The following is a 20,321-nucleotide window of genomic DNA, read 5'->3' as shown; positions in this document are numbered from 1 at the left end:
ATAAACAGGAATAAAATGGACTCGTTAACACAGGTAGTTTTAGGTAGTGCAGTAGGTTACGCCGTATTAGGTAATAAAATTGGCCGTAAAGCCGCTTTATGGGGTGCTGCTTTAGGTACCTTACCCGACTTAGATGTTTTTATTCCTTATGGCGGGCCTGTGGAGGCGTTTACTTATCATCGCGGTTTTAGCCATTCGTTTATAGTGCATTTATTGATTAGCCCCCTTATTGTTTGGCTTATTTTAAAAATACACACCGGTATGCAAATGCATAAAACACGCTGGTTTTGGCTGGTGTTTTTATGTTTATCAACTCATGCATTACTTGATAGCTTTACAGTATATGGCACACAATTATTGTGGCCTCTAACTGAGTACCCTTTTGCTATTTCAAACATGTTTATAGTCGATCCGCTTTATACACTCCCCTTAATATTTGGTGCAGTGTGTACACTATTACCAAAAATAACGAGTACGCGTGCCTATAAAATCAACACGACAATGCTTGGCCTTAGCTGTATATATTTATGTAGCTCACTTATTTTAAAAGTAATTATTGACGATAAAGTCACTGCTGCTCTTTCTGACAGGCAAATACAAGTAAGCAACTATATAAGTACTCCTGCGCCACTCACCACCTTGTTATGGCGTATTGTGGTTATGTCTGATGGTCAATACTACGTAGGTTACGCGTCATTATTTGATGAACCAAACGACGTAACATTCAATGCCTATAACACTGACCCCTTATTAATAAATGAGATTAGCGATGAGTGGGGAATTAAACGCTTACAGTGGTTTACTAAAGGCTTTTACAACATACGCCAGCATAAAAGCAATATAATACTCTCTGATTTACGAATGGGCATGGAGTGTAATTATGTATTTAACTTTGTTGTGGGAAAAAAAACCGACCTAGGTGTGAATGTCGGTGACTTTGAAAAAATAAGCCAGCGCTCTAATTTAAGCCGTGTAAGTAAAGTATGGGATAGAATTTGGAACCCAGATGTTAATCTAGCGCCACCTTTAGCAAACAAAAGCTGTGCTAAAGCGCAATGAGTACATTAAAAAGGGCAGCTAAGTGACAATACTAACCTACCCTTTTAATATCAATTTTGATGCTCGTATTGGCCTCTATAAACCTCAAACACTTTTAGCACTGTGTGCTGCTCTTTATTAAGGTTATCAAACCAATCATCAAATAATTCGTCATTATCTTGCTCACTCAGTGCCATATATTGTGCTAAAAGCTCAATAATGTCGTTGTGTGTGCAGTCTATAGGGTTAATTTGCTCTGATAAGGCAGTGTGATCGCGCTCTCTTAGGGTTTCCATCACCCCTTGGTCTATTTGTTCTTGTTGTGCTGCGTCGCTCATAGCTTACCTCTAAACCGTAAAAATTTTCTTGTTAACACTTTTTATATAGTTATAACAGCCTAAAAACTAATAGCCAGTATTTTTGGTTTAAGTGGTTATTTTTTGAATTGTTTGCGCAATTAGCCAACAAAAACCCACGTAAATGAGAGTAAAAATCATTTGCATGAGTGCCGTAAACGCGATAACCTATAGTTATATTATCACATAACAACTTAAGGCGTATTATGAAACCTAATATTCATCCCGATTACAATATGGTTGCTTTTCACGATACCGCTGCCGATAGCTACTTTATTATTGGCTCTACCATCAAAACAGACCGCACTATTGAGCTTGAAGGGAAAACATATCCGTACGTGCCTATTGATGTGTCTAGTGATTCACACCCTTTTTATACAGGTAAACAAAAAACTGTGGCAAGCGATGGCCGAGTCGCGCAATTTAATCGCCGCTTTAAAAACTTATCGACTACCAATAAAGGTGAGTAATGAAAGTTTTAAGCTCGCTTAAAAGCGCTAAGCAACGACCTGGTTGTCAAAATAGTGAAGCGAAAAGGACGTGTTTTTGTAATATGTAAAGACAATCCACGTTTTAAAGCAGTTCAAGGAATGAAGAAAAAGTAACGCTAATTCCGTGAAGTATACGGGTAAACGATACAGGTTTACCCGTATTTTTTATTTAACAACTACAGAAAACTCGGGCTGAGCCTGAATCACTTTTTTAACCGTACACGTATTAACCGCAGCAATAAGTGCTTTTTTATATTTTTGAGGAAAGCCATCTGGTAAATTAATTTCGATAGAAAATAATTTTTTACCCTCTTCATCTATGTTCTCGTTATTTTGCGTAAGTGTCATCCCCTCAGTAGAGATTTCTCGTTGTTCACAAAATTTACGCGCATAAAAACCAGCACATAACACCATGCTTACTAAAAAGTAATCAAACGGTTCTGGGTGTTCGGCACCTCCACCCGCATTAATACTTTGATCGCTTATTACTTCAAGACTGCCAAACTTTGCACGCTGTTTTTGGCCGTCTAACAATGACACTGAAATTTCCATTACTACTCCTTAATTACCAAACAGTAAGTCAAAAAAGCCAGGAGGCTCATGTAACTCATGATACTTCTTACGTAAACCATCAATATTTTTAAGCGCTGGCTTTGCCGAATCCAGTCCCCGTTCGTTTGCTAACTTTTTAGCTAGTCTTGCTTGCTCAATGACCTTATCAAGCCCCTGTAGAGACATTTTTGGCTTTTTATGAAAGGTCGCCTTTTTGCTGCTTTCAATTAAGGTAATAAATTTATCGATAGCCGTATTAAAGCCTTCTATATCGACTGCTTGAACTGCATTTTTATAAGCAAGACCCGTATTTTTCATATTAACTTCGAGGTCAATTTCTTGCTCAGAATAGGCCCCGTTACTAAATAAAAAAGTAAAAATTAAAACTAAAAACTTCATAGTAAAACCCATTTATAAACACCGCGTAAGTGTATCAAGTTTACGTAATAAAGTAACTTAAGGCGCATAGAAGGCTTAATAACTGTAAAGGGGCTTTACAAAACATGTGATTAACAAATATGGCCAACAAGAGTTGTAATTAAATGGTGAACAAAAATTAAAACCACTAAAAAAAGAACTAAAAATAGGGACATTAAGCCGCATTTCTTCAAAATTATTTCACATAAAAACCCTGTTTTAACAGCCATGCACCCATAAAAATAACATTAAAAACAATTTCAAAAAACAAAATAAACCCTGTAAAAACAATGGCTAAATAAATTATTTTCATTAAATTAACATGGTATTTGAGCTTATTTTATTGTGATTTCAGCTGAAATTAGTTGTTCCTATATACATCCATGTTAATTGTTAATGTGCAATGTAAATAATAAATAAACAGCTCGTAGTAATTAATACGCATTGCACAAGAGCTGTAGTTTAATCACAAATAATCATCTAGGGAATATCAATGAAAACGTTCAATATAGTCTCTCACAGTATTAAAGCTGCACTTTGTCTCTCAACTGCAGGTTTAGCATTTTCATCACTCGCTGCAGAAGATGAGGAAAAGAAATTAGAAAGAATAGAAGTAACTGGTTCTAAAATCAGCCGTGTAGGTGCAATAGCCCCTGCCCCAGTTACCGTTATCTCTGGCGAAGATCTTATAAACACCGGCGCCGTTAATATTGGTGAAGCCTTAAATAAATTACCCGCATTGGGGAATACCTACTCACTAGCAAACTCTGGTAGATTCATTGGTACTGCTGGTTTAAATATTCTTGATTTACGTAACATGGGCACAGACCGTACCTTAGTACTTGTCAATGGTAAGCGCCATGTATCTAGTTCAGCAGGCTCGCAATCAGTAGATACGAATACTATTCCAAGTGTATGGGTTGAGCGCGTTGAAATAGTTACCGGTGGTGCATCGGCCGTTTATGGTGCAGATGCAGTAACCGGGGTTGTTAACTTTATTTTAAAAGATAATATTGAAGGTTTGAATGTAAGTGTGACTAAAGGGGTTTCTGATCTAAGTGATTATAACAACGAAAAAGCCACTTTTTCATATGGTAAAAACTTTGATAATGGCCGCGGTAACGCAGCATTTGCAGTTGAATACTCTGGTCAAGACTCATTAAACGCACTTGATCACCCGTGGACAGACGGTTCTTACTCGAGTTTACGCAACCAAGCACAAACTGATGCTAATAAAGATGACCCAAACTTTCCTGATAAAATTTACACACCGAATGCAGGCTACTACGCAATTAACAATGCAGGTGTATTTAGCTTAGGTAATGGCTATGTAAATACGTTTAACCCTGATGGCTCTCATCGTGATATTTATATTGGTGATAACGTTGATGGTTTACTATGTGCCGATTGTGACTCGTTTAACCTTGCACAATTTGATGAAATACAACCTGAATTTGAAAGGTACAATATCAATTTCAAAGTAAACTATGACGTAACAGAAGACTTAAATGCTTATTTTGAAGCAAAATATGTTAACAGTGAAGGTGAAAGTATTGGCCAACCAGCGTTCTTCTTTGGCGATCCGAGAAATACAATCAGTATAGATAACCCCTACTTAGATGACAGCGTCAGAACACTAATGGAAGAAGCAAATGATGGTGAAGGCGTTGACTCTATTAATGTGTTAAGAATGATGACAGATTTAGGGCGTCGCATCGAAAATAACACCCGTGAAACCACACGCTTTGTAGCGGGTTTAAAAGGAACCGTTTTAGAAGATTGGGATTTAGATGCATCAGTGGTTCGTGGTAAAACTGAGCTTGAGCGTGTAAATGGCGCTAATATGATCTTAGATAACTATTCTTACGCGCTTGATGCAATTGAAGATGACAATGGCAATATTGTATGTCGTAGTGAAGCGGCACGTGCCGACGGCTGTGTGCCAGTTAATATTATGGGTTTTGGTGCACCTAGCCAAGAAGCCATTGATTATATTAATACAGTATCAACCGGTACTTCTGAAATTACACAAACGGTTGTATCAGCTTCACTAGCAAATGGTGCGCTTTTTGAAGTACCTGCAGGCTACGTCGGCATGGCATTTGGTGTTGAATACCGTAAAGAAGAAAGTGAAACAATAGAACCTGATAACGCTGAGGGGACTTTCTTCAATGCGTTAGGTGAGGATAAGGGCGAATTTGATGTAAATGAAGTTTTTGCTGAAGCCACGATTCCTTTAGTCTCTGACCTTCCTTTTGTTCAAGATTTAGTACTGGATGCAGCTGTACGTTACGCTGATTACAGCACTATTGGTGATGCAACAAGCTGGAAGCTTGGCTTAGATTGGACTGTTAATGACCAATTACGCTTGCGATTAACACAGTCAGAAGCACTAAGAGCGCCTAATATTGGTGAAATTTTTGGCGCACCTAGCCAAACTTTCTATAACGTAGATGATCCTTGTTTAGCCGATAACTTAGATGATTTACAAAATAGCGACACACGCCGTGCTAACTGTGCTGCACTTGGTGTACCCGTTGGCTTTGAATCAGACTACGATTCGCAAACACTTGAAGGCTTACAAAGCGGTAACCGTGACGTTAAAGGTGAAGAGTCAACAAGTACAACAATAGGTATAGTGTACCAGCCTGATTTCATAGAAAATGCAGTATTAACGGTAGATTACTGGAAAATAGAGCTAGAAGATGCGATTTCTACAATTGCATCTCAAGAAATTCTAGATCGCTGTGTCGATAGTACTTCAGGCATTTCAAATCAATATTGTGACTTAATCACACGTGATGCTAACAGTGAAATTACGTTAATTCAAAACTCAGTTTTAAACGTATCAGGCCAAGAAGCTTCTGGTATTGATTTTGAACTAGCTTATGACTTTGATGCCCTTGAAGGTAGTTTTGCAACCCGCTTAATTGGTACTTACTTAATTGAGCGTAAAGAGTTCCCATTTCAAGATGAACCAGAGGAGTTCATTGAATATTCGGGTACAACTGGCGAAGCACAGTGGCAAGCTAACATTAATATAGAGTACAGCTATGAGCGTTTCTACACCTCTTTAAGCACTCGCTATATTGAAGAAGTTAGCTTATATACTGAGCAAGAGCTTGAAGATAACCCTAATCCTAATAGCTTAATGAACTATGGTACTTATATCATTTCAGATATAACAGTAGGTTATAACTTTGATAATGGTATGGGTGTTAAATTAGGCGTAGATAACGTATTTAACAGAGAGCTTCCATACGGTACACGCGGTACAGGAAGTGGTAGTGCAAGTTACGATAATATTGGCCGTTTTGGCTACGTAAATTTATCATACGACTTTTAATTTTTAACTCTCCCTAGAAAGGCCCTTAATTGGGCCTTTTTTTTTAGATGAAATTTACTCAATTTATAGTTTTAAGTGGCTAATAACTGCTTCATTATGTTCTTTTTTTAAGAACCTGCACTGTAAAGGAGTTACATAAAAAACACATATAAGCGCAAGCATTAACCAACCATTAGGTTAATAAGCTAAGCACTAAAGACCACTAAAATATCTACAAAGTTAAATCAAACTCAAAAAACAAACTTAAAAGAAGATTAGATGTAAACCAAGTAAAAAATAAATAAACACACCAAAAACTCGCTCTAACTCCTAACAAAACAACACAAGATAATAACAACCAACTATTTCATCAAACGCAACAAACTTCAACTTTAAACAATTTAATAAAGAGTTAACTTACTGAAAAAGAATAAATTACGACCCTTCTATTCATAGTTTCCACATGCAATAATCGCCAGCCCTATAACAAAAGTTATAGGGCTTTGGCTAAATGCACACTGTATTTAGTTAAAATTTAATGTATCAAATTATTATAAAATCTCCTTTGGGAAACACATGAAACGTCATAATTTACTTTCTACTAGCATTAAATGTGCATTAATTACTGCTGCTGCAACAGCGAGTAATTCTGTACTTGCACAAGATGAGCAAGCGACAAAAATTGAACGCGTTGAAGTAACGGGTTCGCGTATTTTACGTGAAGGCGCTATTGCACCAGCACCAGTAACAGTTATAAGCGGCGAGCAGCTAGTTAATACTGGCGCTGTAAACATTGGTGAAGCGCTAAATAACTTACCAGCACTTGGCAATACGTATTCAATGGCTAACTCAGGCCGCTTTATTGGTACTGCTGGTTTAAACATTCTTGATTTACGTAACATGGGTACCGACCGTACCTTAGTACTTGTAAATGGTAAGCGCCATGTATCTAGTTCAGCCGGCTCTCAAGCGGTAGATACAAACACAATCCCAAGCGTATGGGTTGAGCGCGTAGAAATCATCACTGGTGGTGCATCAGCTGTGTACGGTGCTGATGCGGTGACAGGTGTTGTAAACTTTATATTAAAAGACAACATTGAAGGCATGGACTTTAGTGTTACCCGTGGTTTTGCCGATTTAAACAGCTACAACAACGAAAAAGCCACTTTTTCGTACGGTTCTAACTTTGATAATGCCCGCGGTAATGCTGCATTTGCTATTGAGTACTCAGCTCAGGATTCATTAAACGCACTTGACCACCCTTGGACTAGCACATCTTTTTCGAATTTACGTAACCAAGCTCAAACGGAAGCTAACAAAGATAGTGCTGATTTTCCTGATAAAATATTAACACCTAATGCAGGTTACTACGCGATTAACAACGCGGGCGTTTACGCACTTGAAGAAGGATATACTAATAGCTTTAATCCGGATAGCAGCGCACGTGACCTATATATTGGCAATAATGTAGATGGCCTTTCATGTGCAAATTGTGACTTTTTCAATTTAGGTCAATTTGAAGAAATACAACCTGAGTTTGAGCGTTACAATGTAAACTTTAAAGTTAACTACGATGTGACCGACGACTTAAACGTCTACTTTGATGCAAAATACGTGAACAGCCAAGGCGAAAGCATCGGCCAACCAACGTTTTTCTTTTTTGACAGCGACAACAGCATTAAAATTGATAACCCTTACCTAGACCCAGCTATCAAAGCACGTATGGAAGAGGAAGGCGTTGACTCAATCATGGTTAACCGCATGATGAGTGATCTTGGTCGCCGTGTTGAAAACAATACCCGTGAAACAACCCGCTTTGTTACAGGCCTAAAAGGGACTGTGTTTGAAGATTGGGAATTAGATACTTCACTTGTTTACGGTCAAACAGATCTTGAGCGCGAAAACGGCGCTAACATGATTTTAGCCAACTACTTTAATGCCCTTGATGCCGTTGAAGATACCGATGGCAACATAGTATGTCGCAGCGCTGCAGCACAAGCTGATGGTTGTGTACCGGTAAACATTATGGGTTTTGGCGCGCCATCTCAACAAGCAATTGATTATATAAATACAGTATCTGTAGGCACATCAACTATTAAGCAAACCGTGGTTTCGGGCTCACTTGCTAATGGCGCTATTTTTGAATTACCAGCAGGTTATGTAGGTGTTGCATTTGGTGCTGAATACCGTAAAGAAGAAAGCGAAACAAAAGAGCCAGATAACGCAGAAGGTACGTTCTTTAACGCATTAGGCGAAGATAAAGGCTCGTTTAATGTGCGTGAAGTATTTTTTGAAGCGACTATGCCTATTTTAACTGATTTACCGCTTATTCAAGATTTAGTACTTGATACCGCAGTACGTCATGCTGATTACAGTACAATTGGCGAAGCAACTAGCTGGAAACTGGGCCTTGATTGGACTGTAAACGATGAACTACGTGTACGTGTAACGCAATCTGCAGCCCTTCGTGCGCCAAACATCAGTGAAGTCTTTGGTGCAGCAAGCCAAACTTTCTACAATGTAGATGACCCGTGTCGCGCTGAAAACTTAGGTGACTTATCGAATGCTGCAACTCGCTCTGCAAACTGTGCAGCGTTAGGTGTAGCGAGTGACTTTAACTCAGATTATGACTCTGCATCATTAGATGGTTTAAGCAGTGGTAACCGTGATGTAAAAGGTGAAGAGTCTACAAGTACAACGGTTGGTATTGTTTATCAACCGATGTTTTTAGAAAACGCTGTGCTGACAATTGATTACTGGGAAATTGATCTAGAAGACGCCATTGACTCAATTGAGGCGCAAGACATTCTTGATCGCTGTGTAGATAGCACGACAGGCATAGACAACCAATACTGTAATTTAATTACACGTAACGCCAGTGGTGAAATTTCATTAATTCAAAACTCAGTACTTAACGTAGCTGGTCAAAAGGCGTCTGGTGTTGATTTTGAATTAGGCTATGACTTTGATGCCCTTGAAGGGAGCTTTAAAACCCGTTTAGTCGGTACTTACCTTATTGAGCGTAAAGACTACCCGTTCCAAGATGATCCTAGTTCTTATATTGAGTACGCGGGTACAACTGGCGAAGCTAAATGGCAAACTAACCTATCAGTTAGCTATGCCATGGATAACTTTTATTCAACGGTTGAAACTCGCTTTATCAGCGAAGTTGATTTATACACAAATGTTGAGCTTGCCAGCAACCCTAACCCAAGTAACCAAATGTCTTACGGTAAATACTTTATTACCGATATGACAGTGGGTTACAGTTTCGATAATGGTTTAGGCGTAAAAGTAGGTGTTGATAACCTATTCAATCGTAAGCTTCCGTACGGCACTCGTGGTACAGGTGCAGGCTCTGCAAGTTACGATAACATTGGCCGCTTTGGCTACATTAACTTAAGCTACAGCTTATAATTAGTAACAACGTTTATTAATTAAGTTAAAGGCTCGCACTGCGAGCCTTTTTATACCAATGCGCTTAATTATGTGATCTATTTTGCAATTTGGTATTACTGCACTTTATTTAATATTACTTAACCATACACTTTGATACGGCTCAAGCTCTATGGTGATTTGATCTTCGCTTATTGTTTCATCAGCCACTAAATCAAACCATTGCTGGGTGTTAATTAAGTTTAAATCTGCAAGGGTAAGTACTTGTGGTTTATCACTTATGTTATAAACGCAAAATATACTTTGGCGCCTATCTATACTTTGCCGCCAAAAACCAAATAACCCCCCCGCTAGATGCAGCGTAAATTGCGTGGCATTTGGATGAAATGCACTTTGTTTTTTACGAATACCTAATAAGTGCTTAATACCATTAAACACTTTGTGATGATGGCTATATTTATCACCTAAAGCCGATAATAACTTTGACTCTTGCCAACGGTGTCGGTTAATTGCACGATTATGCTGGGAGTTTTCAAAGCGTCCGTAATCGTTTGTAGTGCCAAGCAAACTATGAATATAAAGCCCAGGTATCCCTTCAAGGGCAAACATAATGGCGTGTGCACACATAAACCGCTCAAGGCCAAACTTATCTTGCCCATTGTGCGTACCTTGTAATGCATCAAAAAGTGCAATGTTTAGTTCATACGGTGTGTGTGTACCATCGTTGCTGGTGCGCATTGATACACGCCCACCAAATTGCATAGACGTACTCACCAATGATGCCACTTCGCTAGGCTGTAACAAGCCTTCTATTGGTCTAAGCCCTATGCCATCGTGTGAGGCAATAAAATTAAAATAGGTGGTGCCATTTTGTGCAGGCGGCATACTCATCATCCAATGCTTAATGGCTGTACTATCGCCACTGAGTAAGGTATGCAGTAATAAAGGCGGTAAGGCAAAATTATAAATGCTATGGGCTTCGTTAGCATTACCAAAATATGAAAGGTTTTCTTGGTTTGGTATGTTTGTTTCGGTAATTATGACAACACTTGGCTCAGTATGCTCTATAAGCGTGCGTATGAGCCTAACGGCCTCGTGGGTCTGGGGTAAATTAATACAGTTTGTATTGAGCTGTTTCCATAAAAACGCAACCGCATCTAGCCTGAATAAACGGACGCCATTATCTAAATAGTGGCGAATAATGCGTATAAACTCTTTTAAAACTTCCGGGTTACCAAAATCAAAATCAACTTGGTCGTGACTAAACGTACACCATACATGTTTTTCGCCGCTTGGTGTGGTTACCGTATTTAATAGCGGTGACGTACGTGGGCGAACTACGTTACTTAAATCATCGGTTAAACTTGCTGTTTTAAAGTAATCTTTGCCTGGGTCTAAATCGTTTAAAAAGTTTTCAAACCATACACTTCGGCTAGAGCAGTGGTTAATTACTAAATCTGCCATTAGTTTTACATCTTTGGCAATATTTCTTATGTCTTGCCAATCCCCTAACGACTCATTGACTTGTACGTAGTTCATTACCGCAAACCCCTCATCAGAGCTATACGGGTAAAACGGCAATATATGTAAAGCGTTGAGCTGCATATCGCACTGCTCTTTTATAAATCGGTGCAAGGTTTTTAGGGGGGCTTCAAGTGGTTTTGCAACGGCTTGATCTGCCTCATCATGCTTAATAATAGAATCGCCATAGGCTATTAAAACAATATCTTGCTCATCCCACCGGTTAGTATGGGGCGTAGGGTCGCGCAGCGGGCTGTCGCCTAAAATTATAGTAATAAGCTGCTCAGCCAGCTCTGTAATACTCAATGGCAGCTCAACATCTTTATAAATGATGTGCAGATGTTGCTCTACCCGCTGTAAAAATAATTCACTTACTGTATTCACACGCGCCCCTTATTATTGTTTTATTTATTCACTAAATTCTTTATTATCCAGATCTACCGCTTCTTTTAAGCGCTCAAACACATCAGGCATGGCCGATACAACTCGGTTCCAACTTGGCACAAATGGCGCTTCCATCGGGTTATCTAAAAAGTGCTGCCCTGCTTCCATAACATTTTTGGCGAACATTTCTACGGCCTTTTCTTCTTGGTGCACATCTAGGTTTAACCCGTTCATTATTGCATCGTTGTGGTAGGTTTCTATAAAGTCTAAACCAATACGATAATACGTTGCTTTTAAAGACCGAATAGTTTCACTGGTAAATGTAACCCCTTGAGTAGCTAACTTTCTAAACAACGCCTTTGTTATGTCTATCGACATTTTTGATAAGCCAGCATTTTGATCATTAAGAGAAAGCTCCTGATGCTTATGGTCGTAGTTATCTGCAATATCCACTTGGCATAAGCGATTATGCGAATAATTGCGGTACATTTCACTTAGCACGCCAATTTCTAGTCCCCAATCACTCGGGATACGAATATCGTTTAGCACATCACGTCTAAACGAAAACTCCCCTGCTAACGGGTATCTAAAGGTATCCATGTACTCAAGATAGTCGGTATTGCCTAAAATAGTTTTGAATGAGCGTAATAACGGCGTTACCAATAAGCGCGACACACGGCCATTAATTTTGCCGTTTGCAGTACGCGGGTAAAAGCCTTTACAAAATTCGTAATTAAAACGAGGATGTGCAACAGGGTATATTAAACGTGCTAACAGCCCTCTATCGTAAGTTAAAATATCGCAATCGTGCAGTGCTATCGACTCCACCTCTGAGGTAGCTAATTTATAACCCATGCAATACCACACGTTTCTACCTTTTCCAAGTTCTCTGGGCGCCACACCTAGCGCCTGTAATTCTTTATCGAGCGCTTGTAAGCGTGGGCCATCATTCCATAAGACTTTGTGATTTTGATTCAGCTCTTTAAAAAAGCCCAAAGCATGGCGATACTGTGACTCATCTGCCCTGTCTAAACCTATGGTAATTTGTGATAAATAGGGTACATCTCTAAGTTCTTTTACAATATTCTGTAACGCTGGGCCTTCAAGCTCGCTAAATAACGAAGGGAGTATTAACCCCATAGGCCGTTGCTTGCTAAAACCAATTAGCTCTTCTTCTAGTGCTTCTACCGGCCTATCGGCAATGTTATGTAAAGTTGTAATAATGCCATTTTGATAAAAATCAGCCATGTGATTTCTGCTCCTCAATAGTATTTAAAATGCTGCTAATACAAGGCAATGTGGTTATTTCTTCAATCCAACCCTGTGGAGCGGGAGATTGTGAATAACGCGCCTTATTGTGAGATAACTTAACCGGCTTTTTACTGCTTGGGTTATGGATAATAATCGCGATATCAGCTTGCTCTAGCATCTGCTTATCGTTGTCACTATCACCGAGTGCAATTACCGTGAGAGGCTTTCTAAAATGTTGTGAAATTTGTTTAACTAACCACTGCTGTGCAGCGCTTTTATCGGTGTTTTTAGCAATATGTATAAAGCGCCCGCCTATTTTTATTTCGTAGCCTAGTGCTTTTACATCGTTTACAAACGAATTTAGTAATTCATCGCTTCCATGCCAATAAAGTGGGTCTGAAAACTCGCGTGTTTGAGCGCGCCTTGCCTGCGCTTCATTAAGCCCTGTGAGGGATGATATTTGCTCGCTCGATAAGTCACTAAATAATTTATAGTTTGCTTTGTATTCGTTACTTAACGAGTCTAAATCGCTCAATAAGTCAGACAGCGGTGTTGCAAATGCATAACACCAATACGCCCCTACTTGCTTGCAGCCAATGGGTTTAAGCTCAAAATAATCTACGGGTAAATAAGCCGCCGCGCCATTTTCAACAATAAAAGGCTGTTGAATATTAAGCTCGTTTTTAAGTTCAACCACTTCGCAAAATGTTTTGCTAGTATTAAACACCACAGGAATGTGGGCGGCTTGCAAATCTTGCAGCAAGCCACTGATATTTTTAGTGTTGTAATCGCCATGATCGAGCAGTGTGCCATCTAAATCGGTAAATATAATAGGTTGCAGAGTATCATCGCTGGTCAAATGCATAGCACTAATATCACGATTACTATCAAGCTCAATAAGAGCGTTTGCTTTAGCGCTTAAGGTGTTTAAATTTTCGCGAGTGATACGCTCAAAGTGTGAAATAAAGTGCAGCAATTGATCATCACTCATGGTGCCATCGCCCTCGCCTTTAGCGGCAATAAGCTTTTGCTCTTGTTCTTGGCGCCACTTAAATACATCTTCAAAGCTCGGCGCTTTGAGCATCACCGTGTAATCTATTTTACTAAACACACTTTTGTATTCATTTGCTAGGCAACTGTTAACACAGCGTCGCCACACACCTTCTTTATCGTGCTGTGTTTCAAGCTCGTTTATAGGCTCACTTAAAGAAAATAACGGTTGTGGCTCACTGCCAACACACCAACCTTCTAAAATAATAATATCGATGGGCTTATCATTACATTGCCATGTTTGCTCGGGGCTGCAGTCATCACAATGCTTATCAAATTTAGGCAAAGGTACGCCCACTTCCTTTGCAAGTAACCGGCTTATGGTGGTATTCATTAATCCTACATCGTGGGTGCCAGGCACGCCGCGGGTAGCGAATAATGGGTGTACGTCTTTAGCGAGACCTTGGCGGTGAGATTTGGATAAGTAAAAATCGTCAATAGAAAGCGCGACACTGGTAAAGGGGGTGTTGTTACTAAACCAAGTAACTAAAAAATCCGCAAGGGTGGTTTTTCCTGAGCCTTGGCAGCCATTTATTGCGACAAATATAGGGGTATTATTTTTTTTGGATTCTAGAATATCGTGTGCAAGGGGAATAAAAAATTGCTCGCTAAGGTACTGATACTTTAAAGGCAATTGGTGCTTTGCTAAAAATGGGGTTATATCCACAATACTGGCCTCTGACATAGTCACTCCTTATAGTATGAAGTAACAAATGCAGGTACTAGACCACTATTATTTTTATAATATTTTTAATAACTTACAAAAATAGCGCAATTAATATGCGCTATTTTGGTGCGTAAATTTTACATACAGTGCAAGATTAATCAGTTTCTGGCTCGGCTTTTGGCAATACTAGATTAAGTACAATACCTAAAATGGCGCACAAGCTAACCCCTTCTAAGCTAAATTGGCTACCACCAATGTGCATCCCGCCAATCCCGCATACTAATATAAGTGCCACAATACTTAAATTACGGGGTGCAGTTAAATCATCACCCGATTTAACCAATGTATTTAAGCCCACTACCGCAATTGAGCCAAACAACAAAATCATAATGCCGCCCATTACAGGTACAGGAATAGTTTGTAAACCAGCGCCCATTTTAGCTACAAATGCCAGCACAATCGCAATAATGGCAGTCCACATCATCACTTTAGGATTAAAGTTTTTGGTCAGCATAACTGCGCCTGTCACTTCTGAGTAGGTTGTATTAGGCGGCCCACCAAACATTGACGCTGCTGCAGTGGCTAAACCATCACCAAATAAAGTGCGATGTAAGCCTGGTTTTTTTAAAAAATCTTTATTGGTTACTTGGCTAATAGCCATCATATCGCCAATATGTTCAATAGCAGGGGCAATGGCTACAGGTACCATAAATAATATGGCTTGCCATTTAAATTCTGGCCATGTGAAGTTTGGTACAGCCAACCAGCTCGCTTGATTTACGCTGCTAAATTCCACCACACCCATTACAAGCGACAAAACATAGCCCGATATAACACCTGCTAATATAGGTATAAGCTTATAAACACCTTTCCCCCATACCGCAAAAATAAGTGTTACAACAAGAGAAAACAGCGAAATAATAATGGCTTTATCGTACGCGATGAGTTCAATACTGCCGTCGCCACTTTTACCCATTGCCATATTTACCGCAACCGGCGCTAGGGCTAAACCAATTACCATAATAACAGGGCCCACAACCACTGGCGGCAAAATTTTATGAAGTGTTGCCACCCCTTTAAATTTAACCAACAATGCCAACAACATATAAGCGCCACCTGCAGCCATTAAGCCTCCCATGGTGGCTGGTACGCCCCACATTTGTACTGAGGCGATAATAGGCGCAATAAACGCAAACGATGATGCTAAAAATATAGGCACTTTGCCTTTCGTCACTACCTGAAATAGTAAAGTCCCTACACCCGCCGTAAACAAAGCGACACTGGGGTCAAGCCCTGTTAATAAAGGTACTAACACTAACGCACCAAATGCTACAAACAGCATTTGAGCGCCTGTTAAAATGGTTTTTACAGAAAAAGTGGCGTTATTTTGCACTGAATACTCCTAAACCGTACCAAATATTTTGTCGCCTGCATCACCAAGACCTGGGATAATATAACCTTTATCGTTTAGGTGGCTATCCACTGAGGCGGTAAATATTTCAATATCTGGATGAGCTTCTAAAGTTTTTTCTACGCCTTCTGGCGCAGCTACAAGTACAATGACTTTAATGTCTTTACAGCCTGCTTTTTTAAGCATATCAATTGTTGCAATCATAGAGCCGCCAGTGGCAAGCATAGGGTCGATCACTAAGCTTAAACGTTCATCAATATTGCCTACTAACTTTTCAAAGTAAGGTACTGGCTCAAGTGTTTCTTCGTTACGCTCAAGGCCCACAACACTTACCTTAGCCGCTGGTAATAACTGCATAACGCCATCCATCATGCCAAGACCAGCGCGTAAAATGGGCACTACCGTAATTTTTTTACCTTTAATGTGCTCTACTTTTAATTTATTGCCGTCCCAGCCAGTAATCTCGTTATCTTCTAGCGGTAGGTTTTTCGTTGCTTCGTAAGTTAATAACGTACCCACTTCAGAGCATAATTCACGAAAGCTTTTAGTACTTATACCGTGAGCGCGCATTAAGCCTAATTTGTGTTGAACTAGAGGGTGTGAAATTACGTGAATTGACATGATAAAAACCTACTGATACAAGAATTGGCGGTATTTTATATTAAAAAAGGTCATTTGACCTGCAATTTTAAATAAGTTTTCATAGATCGTGCCAAAATGTATTGATTTGCTTGATATTTATGCAAGTCATCAACCCACCGTGTTTATAAATTGTTATTTGCTAACGTTGTGTTTACTTGCGCCATCATATAACTATTTATTTTAAAATGCGTTGGGCTCCACCCTGCTAAAAAGCGATAGAAATCAGCCCATGTTATTGACCATAACTCTTGCCATTGAGCTATTACATCGTCAGCTATTATGGTTGGCTGATAAACTTTAAGTGCATTTTTAAACTGCGAAAAATAATAAGCTAAATGCGTATCAGCATACTTATGTAACTGCTCTTCGTTAAAGCAACTCGTCATAAAGTACATTACATCTGTAACACCTACGCCTGCGCCTACATATTGAAAGTCATAAGCGAGTATTTCGCTTTGCTCACTTGCAGCAAAATTGGCAAGTTTAGCATCGCCATGTATAAGGGTTTTAAAGTGAGATGCTTGCAGTGTTTTATCTAATTTGTGTGCCGCATTTTTAATATCGGACTTTTCATCTAACGCTTCATCAAGCTTTTTATACTCATCAGGGCGTGTGCTTAAATGCCAATAATTCCCTTGTTGCCATAAACCTGTTGCAGGCTTATTTAAATTAAACGCATGAAAGTGTGCTAACCAAGTGAGTATTGCCTTTATGTGAAGAGAGCTTGCTTGAGCAAAACCATGTTTGGTAAAGTTTTTAAATACCAGCGCATAATCATCGCCGCTATTAATTGCACTTACACATTCAATACTTTTTGCTTTATTAGGTAAAAACGGGCTGTAACGCTTATAAAAGTTGTATTCAACGCAATAAGATTGCTGCTTTCTTTTTAATGCAAATTCGCTTTGCTTAATTTTAGGATGGTTTATGTGGCTTGGTATTTTAATCGCTTTGATAACACATGGCTCGGCATCAAGCGTGCACTCAACAATACTGCCACACCCGCTCCAAAGCGATGTTAGCGTATCGCCGATTTCAATGTGTTTAAAATGAGGCTGTAAAAGAGGAAGATAAAATGCCATGGTAATATTAAGTAATTAAATTTTTTGTAGTTTAACATTAGTGGGCGTTTTTAATAAAACGATAGCATCTATGAGACACGCTTAGTTGCACGTAAATAAGCACCTTTCTTTTTAAGGAAACACTCACCTTAATTTACCTGCCCAAAGCGGGCACTAAATTCTTATTGGAAATGCAAAATTTAAAATGGGTGTCTTTTTATTTCTACGGGCAATAATGTTCAAGAAAGCTTGCGACCGACTTAATGTGATTGTTATGTTTTATAGCTACAAAGCGCTTTCACCACAATGTTATAAATACAGATAGCACCAAAAAGAGATTACAGAAATAGCAAACCCAAGAATCCTGACCGCTATTCCTTGAGTTTTAATAGGTGTTTCCGGGGAGCCGGCTCTTACGTGAGAATTAATTCCAGACTGACCAATAGAAACAGTGACATTAATTTTACCCGTAAGCATCAAATAAATGCCAATGATGATAAATATGGTTAGAGCAATTTCCCGTTCAGTCATTCATTCACCTATTTAAAACATAACTTCCGAATTTGCTGCACAACCTTGTAGCCTATACTCTGTGAAGCAAGAGCAATGGTCGCGAGTTTGGGTCTGCAACATTTGTTTGTTATATTGCAAATGCTACAGTCCTTGCTCTTTAAGTTGCCTGTGTTTTTTAAAAAATACTGATACCATTACGGAAATCACAAGCATTAATATCGCTACGATAATTACTGCAATTATTGTGAATGGGTCAATATAACCAAGCACAAAGTAATCAATAATGGGTAGTAATAAGGACACCACTAAAGTTGGAATAACAATAGCCAAAATACGGTTTCTGAGCCAATAATGAAACCCAACTGCGATAAGTACCAAAACAGGTATCACCAATAGAAATCCGATTAAATCACTCATACGCTATCTCCCTTTCATTATAACGCCCTAATCAGCCGTGGCGCTTTTTGGCGTCGGATGAATTTGCTTGTTAGCCATGCTAGCCATGCTAGCCTCGACTTTTACTTTTACTTTTACACCCGACATGTAATCTTGATTGAACCAAAGTAACTTATCTAATGAAAAGTCACTAAAAGTTAATTCTTTATCTGACGTCCAGACCACTGTTAAATTTTCAGGCTTGCCGTCCAACCCAAAAAATCCGTTATATTCTTTGCCTGATTCCACATCTACAATGTTTACTCCAGTTTGCCAGTTAGTTGTAGCTCCGCAATCTGAATAGCCAAGCTTGGCAATTTTTTTACCATTAGGGGAAGCAAATTCAGCTACGTAGGTATATGAGCATAATGATGGGCCTTCAACTCCTAGAATATCCATCCCATAAGCTATGGCCTTAAATCCAAACCATATAAAAAATAGAATAGCGCCAAGATTCCATACTAATTTTTTAACCTTTTCTATAGCGTTCATGCAGCTCCTTATGTATGGCTAACGCCCACGTTAAGGGGCTTTTTATTAGTTTGCTAAAATGTGTAGCGAAGCGAAACCGAGCAAACTGTAAAAAGTCCCTCTTGAACTGCTTGTATGGATAATACACCCATCTTAATTACTATTTAAACCCCATTTCGGGTAATGTGAGACCTAGGCTTAAGCAGCAACTTAAGCTTCCCTTGTCGTAGTTCGATTGAGCAAAGGCTCCTCTGTTGAGAGACCGATAACAAGAACGAACGCGACAAAGGACTCCAAGCACCACACTCGAATAGTCTACTGGGTCTCGAACCCGCATTATGCAAGTAAGAGTTAGCTTATTATGAATACAAAAACAAAGCAAAACATAAACGTAGGTGTTGATACCGGAAAGTACCAACTCGATATTTATATCCGTCCATTGGACATTTACTTCACTGCTCCAAATGATGATAAAGGCATTAAAGAAGCCGTCAAAACGATTAAGAAATACAAGCCTGAGCGCATCGTAATTGAAGCCACTGGTAGGCTTGAAATGCCCTTTATTTTGGCTTGCGCTAATGCCAATTTACCTTTCACAATCGCTAACCCTATTCATGTTAAACGGTTTGCGGGAGCAATAGGTCAACGAGCCAAAACCGATAAGCTTGATGCGCAATTAATTGCGCATTATAGTGAAGCGATTAAACCTAAATTATCACAGCTTAAGCCAGATACCATGCAGGCAATGAGTGATTTAGTGACTCGACGTAACCAGTTGCTTACGATGCAAACAATGGAGAAAAATCGCTTACAAATAATGCCCAAAGCACTGGCGATGACAATCAAACCAGTACTAACTTTATTTAATAATCAGATAAAAAAGATTGAAGTAAAAATCGTTAAACTCATTGAAAGCTGCCCTGAATACCAAGCTAAAAATATTATATTACAGAGTATGACTGGTATTGGAAAAATAACTGCTGCATCAATCATCAGTAACCTACCTGAACTGGGTTACATCAACAGCAAACAAGCAAGTAGCCTGATTGGTGTTGCCCCAATGAACCGAGAAAGTGGTCGATATAAAGGCCATCGAAAAATTCAGGGTGGTCGACCTCAAGTGAGAACGGTTTTATACATGGCGATGATGTCAGCGATGCAATCAAACCCAGTTTTCAAAGTAACATATCAACGTTTATTGGCAGCAGGGAAACCCAAAAAAGTAGCCATCATCGCCTGTATTAGAAAGATGATTGTGATATTAAATTCGATGCTAAGAGACGGTGTAATGTGGGAAGCGCCAAAAGTTAATAATTAACTATTGACGCCATAGTCTCTTG

The 20,321-nt window shown here is 39.2% G+C and carries 17 protein-coding genes and 1 pseudogene; 6 read left to right on the top strand and 12 right to left on the bottom strand.

Annotated elements, in window-relative coordinates:
- Positions 1-15 precede the first annotated feature (15 nt).
- On the top strand, positions 16-1,059 hold the full coding sequence (locus tag CWC17_RS10610) for a metal-dependent hydrolase (RefSeq protein WP_138612828.1): 1,044 nt from the start codon (positions 16-18) through the stop codon (positions 1,057-1,059).
- Between the two features lie 50 nt (positions 1,060-1,109).
- On the opposite strand, the gene CWC17_RS10605 is transcribed toward CWC17_RS10610, so the two are convergent.
- Positions 1,110-1,376: a hypothetical protein gene (locus CWC17_RS10605; RefSeq protein WP_055013750.1), complete on the bottom strand. Its 267-nt coding sequence runs from the start codon at positions 1,374-1,376 to the stop codon at positions 1,110-1,112.
- 224 nt (positions 1,377-1,600) lie between these two features.
- On the opposite strand from CWC17_RS10605, the gene CWC17_RS10600 reads away from it, so the two are divergent.
- Both CWC17_RS10600 and ykgO read left to right on the top strand, forming a co-directional pair.
- The gene (locus CWC17_RS10600) at positions 1,601-1,864 is read left to right on the top strand and encodes a type B 50S ribosomal protein L31 (RefSeq protein WP_138612827.1); all 264 of its coding nucleotides are present in this window, start codon (positions 1,601-1,603) and stop codon (positions 1,862-1,864) included.
- Positions 1,864-1,999: pseudogene (gene ykgO, locus CWC17_RS10595) on the top strand (type B 50S ribosomal protein L36). Before CWC17_RS10600 ends, ykgO begins: the two are co-directional and overlap by 1 nt.
- A gap of 51 nt (positions 2,000-2,050) precedes the next feature.
- Here ykgO and CWC17_RS10590 read toward each other — a convergent pair.
- Both CWC17_RS10590 and CWC17_RS10585 read right to left on the bottom strand, forming a co-directional pair.
- Entirely contained in the window at positions 2,051-2,437 is a 387-nt protein-coding gene (locus CWC17_RS10590) for an OsmC family protein (protein WP_138612826.1), read from the bottom strand.
- Positions 2,438-2,446: 9 nt separating this feature from the next.
- On the bottom strand, positions 2,447-2,836 hold the full coding sequence (locus CWC17_RS10585; protein ID WP_138612825.1) for a cytochrome b562: 390 nt from the start codon (positions 2,834-2,836) through the stop codon (positions 2,447-2,449).
- Positions 2,837-3,347: 511 nt separating this feature from the next.
- Here CWC17_RS10585 and CWC17_RS10580 point away from each other — a divergent pair.
- Positions 3,348-6,200 (top strand): TonB-dependent receptor domain-containing protein, encoded by a 2,853-nt coding sequence (locus CWC17_RS10580; RefSeq protein WP_138612824.1) that lies wholly within the window; start codon positions 3,348-3,350, stop codon positions 6,198-6,200.
- 555 nt (positions 6,201-6,755) lie between these two features.
- Entirely contained in the window at positions 6,756-9,596 is a 2,841-nt protein-coding gene (locus tag CWC17_RS10575; RefSeq protein WP_138612823.1) for a TonB-dependent receptor domain-containing protein, read from the top strand.
- Positions 9,597-9,701: 105 nt separating this feature from the next.
- Here the strand turns inward: CWC17_RS10575 and CWC17_RS10570 are convergent, their stop codons facing one another.
- From CWC17_RS10570 to CWC17_RS10530, 9 genes are all read right to left on the bottom strand, one after another.
- Entirely contained in the window at positions 9,702-11,480 is a 1,779-nt protein-coding gene (locus CWC17_RS10570) for a sugar phosphorylase (RefSeq protein WP_138612822.1), read from the bottom strand.
- A 24-nt stretch (positions 11,481-11,504) separates the two neighbouring features.
- Positions 11,505-12,728 carry a glycosyltransferase family protein gene (locus tag CWC17_RS10565; protein ID WP_055013758.1) on the bottom strand — a complete coding sequence of 408 codons (1,224 nt, stop codon included), beginning with the start codon at positions 12,726-12,728 and terminating at the stop codon, positions 11,505-11,507.
- Complete coding sequence (locus CWC17_RS10560) at positions 12,721-14,466, bottom strand: HAD-IIB family hydrolase (protein WP_138612821.1); 1,746 nt, start codon at positions 14,464-14,466, stop codon at positions 12,721-12,723. Before CWC17_RS10560 ends, CWC17_RS10565 begins: the two co-directional genes overlap by 8 nt.
- A gap of 136 nt (positions 14,467-14,602) precedes the next feature.
- Positions 14,603-15,841: a uracil-xanthine permease family protein gene (locus CWC17_RS10555; protein ID WP_138612820.1), complete on the bottom strand. Its 1,239-nt coding sequence runs from the start codon at positions 15,839-15,841 to the stop codon at positions 14,603-14,605.
- Between the two features lie 9 nt (positions 15,842-15,850).
- Complete coding sequence (gene upp / locus CWC17_RS10550) at positions 15,851-16,480, bottom strand: uracil phosphoribosyltransferase (protein WP_055013761.1); 630 nt, start codon at positions 16,478-16,480, stop codon at positions 15,851-15,853.
- Between the two features lie 143 nt (positions 16,481-16,623).
- The gene (locus CWC17_RS10545) at positions 16,624-17,583 is read right to left on the bottom strand and encodes a phosphotransferase (protein ID WP_138612819.1); all 960 of its coding nucleotides are present in this window, start codon (positions 17,581-17,583) and stop codon (positions 16,624-16,626) included.
- Between the two features lie 288 nt (positions 17,584-17,871).
- A complete protein-coding gene (locus tag CWC17_RS10540; protein ID WP_138612818.1) occupies positions 17,872-18,093 on the bottom strand; it encodes a hypothetical protein in 222 nt (73 codons plus the stop codon).
- 123 nt (positions 18,094-18,216) lie between these two features.
- Positions 18,217-18,492, bottom strand: coding sequence for a hypothetical protein (locus CWC17_RS10535; RefSeq protein WP_138612817.1), 276 nt, complete (start codon positions 18,490-18,492; stop codon positions 18,217-18,219).
- A gap of 27 nt (positions 18,493-18,519) precedes the next feature.
- Positions 18,520-19,002: a hypothetical protein gene (locus CWC17_RS10530; protein WP_138612816.1), complete on the bottom strand. Its 483-nt coding sequence runs from the start codon at positions 19,000-19,002 to the stop codon at positions 18,520-18,522.
- Positions 19,003-19,342: 340 nt separating this feature from the next.
- Here CWC17_RS10530 and CWC17_RS10525 point away from each other — a divergent pair, with 340 nt between their 5' ends.
- Positions 19,343-20,299: an IS110 family RNA-guided transposase gene (locus CWC17_RS10525; RefSeq protein WP_138612815.1), complete on the top strand. Its 957-nt coding sequence runs from the start codon at positions 19,343-19,345 to the stop codon at positions 20,297-20,299.
- The last annotated feature ends 22 nt before the right edge of the window (positions 20,300-20,321 follow it).

This window comes from Pseudoalteromonas sp. S3785 (genome assembly GCF_005887365.1).
In the GTDB taxonomy this organism is placed as follows: domain Bacteria; phylum Pseudomonadota; class Gammaproteobacteria; order Enterobacterales; family Alteromonadaceae; genus Pseudoalteromonas.
This window is presented reverse-complemented; position numbering and strand designations above follow the sequence as displayed.